Annotated in this window: 1 protein-coding gene and 1 pseudogene; both read left to right on the top strand. The window is 59.9% G+C overall.

Features of this window, described 5'->3' with window-relative positions:
- Positions 1–189, top strand: a pseudogene (locus ACK4TH_RS12530) (hypothetical protein); the annotation flags it as partial.
- Positions 190–207: 18 nt separating this feature from the next.
- On the top strand, positions 208–759 hold a 552-nt coding region (locus ACK4TH_RS12525; RefSeq protein ID WP_409626925.1), incomplete at its 3' end, for an AAA family ATPase.

Raw genomic sequence — 759 nt, 5'->3', positions numbered from 1 at the left:
AGGCGTTGCTGCGACACTGCATCCATCCCGTGGCGCGGCGCAACGTTCCCCGCACCCCCACTGGCCGTGCAGCAAACCTTCGACCGCCTGCAAGCCGCAGTCGCCGCATTGAAGGCCAAGCACGCCGCCATTCGCCAAGCCAACGCCGCGCTCTTGCCCGCGACGCTGGAGCGAATCTTTGCCACCTGATCCCGTCGAGGTTTGCCCATGAAACTGCGTCGTCTGCAGATCCACAATGTCCGCTCAAGCAGCGATGCCGATATCGAAGTCCATGACTACACGATGATCGTGGGCGCGAACAACGCGGGCAAGAGCAATGTCCTGGCAGCATTGCGGCTGTTTTACGACGACATCAAATGGTCAGCCGACGATGTGCCCAAAGCTGGCCAAAGCCAAGATGACGAAAGCTGGGTCGAACTCACGTTCGAACTTTCCGAAGACGAATGGGCAACGCTGGCCGACAAATACAAAGAAGGAGCCGCGGATCGCCTGCTGGCAGTGCGCCGCTATTTTGTCTCCAAGGATCGCGTCAAGGCCAATCAGAGCAACATCTACGGTCGCGTCAAGGGCGAACTGGCCGACGAACAGTTTTACGGCGCCAAGAACGTCGGCGCGGCCAAAGTCGGGCGGGTGATCTACATACCGGCGCTTACCACCGCCAGCGACCAGATGAAGACGACCGGGCCGTCGCCTTTGCGCGACATGCTCAACTTCATGCTCAAGCGCGTGGTTTCAGAAAGTGCCGCTTACAAGGCCGTC

Source organism: Tepidimonas sp., from assembly GCF_046292505.1.
In the GTDB taxonomy this organism is placed as follows: Bacteria; Pseudomonadota; Gammaproteobacteria; order Burkholderiales; family Burkholderiaceae_C; genus Tepidimonas.
Note: the sequence above shows the minus strand (reverse complement) of the source record. Positions and strands in the feature narration are given on the sequence as shown.